The organism is Rhodococcus sp. CX (genome assembly GCF_015865005.1).
In the GTDB taxonomy this organism is placed as follows: Bacteria; Actinomycetota; Actinomycetes; order Mycobacteriales; family Mycobacteriaceae; genus Rhodococcus.
Genome location: NZ_JADZGH010000184.1, coordinates 1 through 3,133 on the forward strand (window position 1 = coordinate 1; position 3,133 = coordinate 3,133).

Here is a 3,133-nt window from a genome sequence, read left to right on the forward strand (position 1 = left end):
CCGACTCCGGGTGGCGTACCACCGCCGATCCCCACGGCCACCGCCCTCTGTGGACCGCACCGCACCTCCTCGATCCCACCCGCACACCCCGGCGCAACCATCGCCATCACCCCCACGAGCTCGTCACCCACGCGATCCTGAACGCGTCCCCACCCCGTCGCAGGCGCGGCCCGGCAGCACCGACCCGTTGCCGGGATCGGAACGGCTCCGACTCGGCTGAGGATCACCACCCACGAACGGAGCGCAGTTCGTAGCGTTCCGGGGCAGATTTCCGTGAACGCTCGAGACTAGGGTGGACATATGGCCGAGCCGCACGAGATACGCATCGGCACCGCCGAACGCGAGCAGGCGCAGCGTCTGCTCGGAGAACACTTCGCTGCCGGACGGCTCACCCTCACCGAGTTCGAGGAACGGTCCGGACGCATCGAAGCGGCGACGACACGCGGCGAGCTGGTGGCCCCGTTCTCCGATCTGCCCCTCATCGAACCGGCACGACGGCAACGGCGCGGACGGGGACTGGTTCTCGGCCTGCTGCCGCTGGTCCTGTTCGCGGTGTTCGTCGTGGCGGACCGGTTCGGCATCGGCCTGTGGCTGCCCGCGGTCGCAGCGGTTGCCGCCGCGGGGACGGCGATGTTCGTCGGCCGGTCCCGTCCCGAAGACCCGGCACCCGGGTCCGCGCGTCTCCTGCCCGCACGCCTTCTCGACGAGAACGCACCCGAACCGTCCTACGCACGCGACACCCGTTACCGCACAACACCTTCAGGGGCCGCGGTACTCGACGTGCTCACCCTGTTGCCGATCGGGCTGGTGGCCGCGGTGTCGATGGTGGCGATCCGCTTCCCGCTCGTCATGGTGATCTGCGCCGTCGTGCTCGTCGCAGTCGTGGTGAAGGCGTATCGGATCATGACCGGAGGACCCGGCTTCGGCCCGTGAGACCGGCCACGCGGCGCCAGCTTCGGGCAACTAGTCTGTGGGCATGTCCGATACACCCGAGGTTCGCATCGGCACCGCCGAACGCGAGCGTGCGCTGCAGTTGCTCGGTGAACATTTCGCAGCCGGACGACTCACCCTCGCCGAATTCGAAGAACGCAGCGGCAAGGCCTCGGCGGCGACGACCCGCAGCGACCTCGACGGCCTGTTCACCGATCTGCCGACGGAAACGGCGAACGTCCCTGCTCCGGCAGCCGTGACTGCCCCCGCCAAGCGCGGACTGCCGGATCGGTGGCGCGACGTGGTCGCGGGCGTGACACCTGCCGTCGCGCTCGTCCTGTTCTTCCTTACTCACAGCTGGCTGTGGTTCCTGCTCATCCCCGTGGTCAGCGTCGTCCTGTATGCGGGACTCGATCAGAACGACCGTTCGCGTGACCGCAAGCGCGACAGAAAGAATCGCAGGGACAGGGGCGACGCCTGATGGAACCGGTCGAGATCAACGCGGGCAACTGGTATCTGCTCGCCGAGGACACCGAGTCCTGGAACGCCGACACTCGCTACCGCTGGTCGGTGCGCGAGGCGACGACCGCGGAATCGGTTGCGGACGTGACACTGATGCCGGACGGGACGTTGACCGGCACCGCCCGCGACGGCGAGGACGCCGCGCTGACCGCTGCGCGCCGCGCGGTACGCGGATTCGCCGAGGCCGCACTCGGTCTGACCGTCCGGGACGCCTGACCGGTGCCTACCCTCACGTGGCGGCGCACGCTGCCTCTCCTGCTGGCGACGGTCGTCGTCACCGCGATGCTCCTGTCCCCCGGAGGCACCGCACCGGAAGGCCCGCCGCACGCCGACAAGGTCACGCACGCAGTCTTCTTCGCGACCCTCGCCTACTGCTCGCTGTATGCGCGGATCCCCGTCGCCTGGACGATCGGCTGGCTCGCCGCGTACGGCGTGCTGACCGAGATCCTGCAGGAGACGATTGCGGTGCGCCGCTCGGGATCCGTGTGGGACTGGTGCGCCGACCTGGTCGGTGTGCTCGTCGGTCTCGCGGTGTTCACTGCGGTACGCCGTCGCACCCGAGCCGCGCGCTGACCGATCGGGTGCGACGACGCACTGCGCCCAGATGAGGCACTGCGCCTACATCATTCGCTGCGGACGGACGTACGTTCCGTGTCGACCAGCCGGGTCCGCAATGCCTGGAGGGTGTCGTCGTCGAGACCGAGTCCTTCCGCGAAGTACTGCTCGATCGTCCCGTAGCGGTTGGTGACCTCGTCGAGCGACGCCTCGAGATAGTTGCGCTGCACACCGAGGAGTGGGCGCAGCACGTTCGGATCCCCGCCGAGTTCGCGGAACTTCGTGAACAGCGGCTCGAACGTCGGAAGCAGCAGATCGTTGGTGCGCAGATAGTCGGCGAACACGTCGTCCTCGCCGGCGCCGGCGAACAGCAGCAGCGACGCGGCCGCCCATCCGGTCCGGTCCTTCCCCGCGCTGCAGTGCACGAGCGCCGGAACCTCGCCGTGCGCGATTCCGGTCGCCAAACGTCGATAGGACGCGGCAGCGCTGGGCATGGAGACGAAGTCCCGGTAGCTGCCCAGCAGGTAGTTCTCGGCGCGACCGTCCGACAACTCCTTGGCGACAACCTCGGGGTTCGCGACGAGTTCGGGCAGTGCGGCCGCGATGGAGGCGTCCTCGCGATCGGCGAAGACGTCGAGCCCGACGTGGACGGCACCCTCGGGCAGACGGTCGGGGCGCCGTTCCATCTCGGCGGCGGTCCGCAGGTCGAAGACAGTGGTGATCTGCAGGGCGTCGAGCGTCTCACGGTCGGTGTCGGTGAGTCGGCTCAGATCGGTGGAGCGGAACACCACTCCGGTGCGGACCACGCCGCCGAACCGGCTCGCACACCCGCCGATGTCCCGCAGGTTGGCGAGCGACGGTATCGCGAACGTCGTGTCCTCGCCCGCGCCTTCTCCCACTGTTTCTGTCATGTACGACAAACTACGCGGCCGGGCGACGGACTGCGGCACAGCCCGGGCGACGCCGTTACCCGGTGAGCGGACGGCAATCGGCGCTGCATCCCGGGTTCTGCGGCGGGGTCTCCGGCGTCGCCGGCCGGTGCAGCACGGCCGAGGTGGGCCGGACCCGCAGCGCGTCGCCGTCGAGAACGGCTTCACCGTCGACGATCAGCGAGTACCCGCCCGGT

The 3,133-nt window shown here is 69.2% G+C and carries 5 protein-coding genes; 4 read left to right on the top strand and 1 reads right to left on the bottom strand.

The features are described 5' to 3' along the window. The first annotated feature begins 300 nt into the window (after nt 1-300). The 4 genes from I0Q12_RS19730 (at nt 301) to I0Q12_RS19745 (ending at nt 2,025) form a co-directional block, all read left to right on the top strand. Entirely contained in the window at nt 301-933 is a 633-nt protein-coding gene (locus tag I0Q12_RS19730; RefSeq protein ID WP_197253790.1) for a DUF1707 domain-containing protein, read from the top strand. Between the two features lie 43 nt (nt 934-976). Further along, entirely contained in the window at nt 977-1,411 is a 435-nt protein-coding gene (locus tag I0Q12_RS19735; protein ID WP_197253792.1) for a DUF1707 domain-containing protein, read from the top strand. Continuing rightward, nucleotides 1,411-1,668: a hypothetical protein gene (locus tag I0Q12_RS19740; RefSeq protein WP_197253794.1), complete on the top strand. Its 258-nt coding sequence runs from the start codon at nt 1,411-1,413 to the stop codon at nt 1,666-1,668. Before I0Q12_RS19735 ends, I0Q12_RS19740 begins: the two co-directional genes overlap by 1 nt. A 66-nt stretch (nt 1,669-1,734) precedes the next feature. Next, a complete protein-coding gene (locus I0Q12_RS19745; protein WP_197253863.1) occupies nt 1,735-2,025 on the top strand; it encodes a VanZ family protein in 291 nt (96 codons plus the stop codon). A 50-nt stretch (nt 2,026-2,075) separates the two neighbouring features. Here I0Q12_RS19745 and I0Q12_RS19750 read toward each other — a convergent pair whose 3' ends face one another. Next, nucleotides 2,076-2,918: a tyrosine-protein phosphatase gene (locus I0Q12_RS19750; RefSeq protein WP_197253796.1), complete on the bottom strand. Its 843-nt coding sequence runs from the start codon at nt 2,916-2,918 to the stop codon at nt 2,076-2,078. Nucleotides 2,919-3,133 lie beyond the last annotated feature (215 nt).

Excerpts from the sequence above, each read along its gene's own strand:
- I0Q12_RS19730 (WP_197253790.1), top strand. The coding sequence starts at position 301 with ATGGCCGAGCCGCACGAGATACGCATCGGCACCGCCGAACGCGAGCAG.
- I0Q12_RS19735 (WP_197253792.1), top strand. The coding sequence starts at position 977 with ATGTCCGATACACCCGAGGTTCGCATCGGCACCGCCGAACGCGAGCGT.
- I0Q12_RS19740 (WP_197253794.1), top strand. The coding sequence starts at position 1,411 with ATGGAACCGGTCGAGATCAACGCGGGCAACTGGTATCTGCTCGCCGAG.
- I0Q12_RS19745 (WP_197253863.1), top strand. The coding sequence starts at position 1,735 with ATGCTCCTGTCCCCCGGAGGCACCGCACCGGAAGGCCCGCCGCACGCC.
- I0Q12_RS19750 (WP_197253796.1), bottom strand. The coding sequence starts at position 2,918 with ATGACAGAAACAGTGGGAGAAGGCGCGGGCGAGGACACGACGTTCGCG.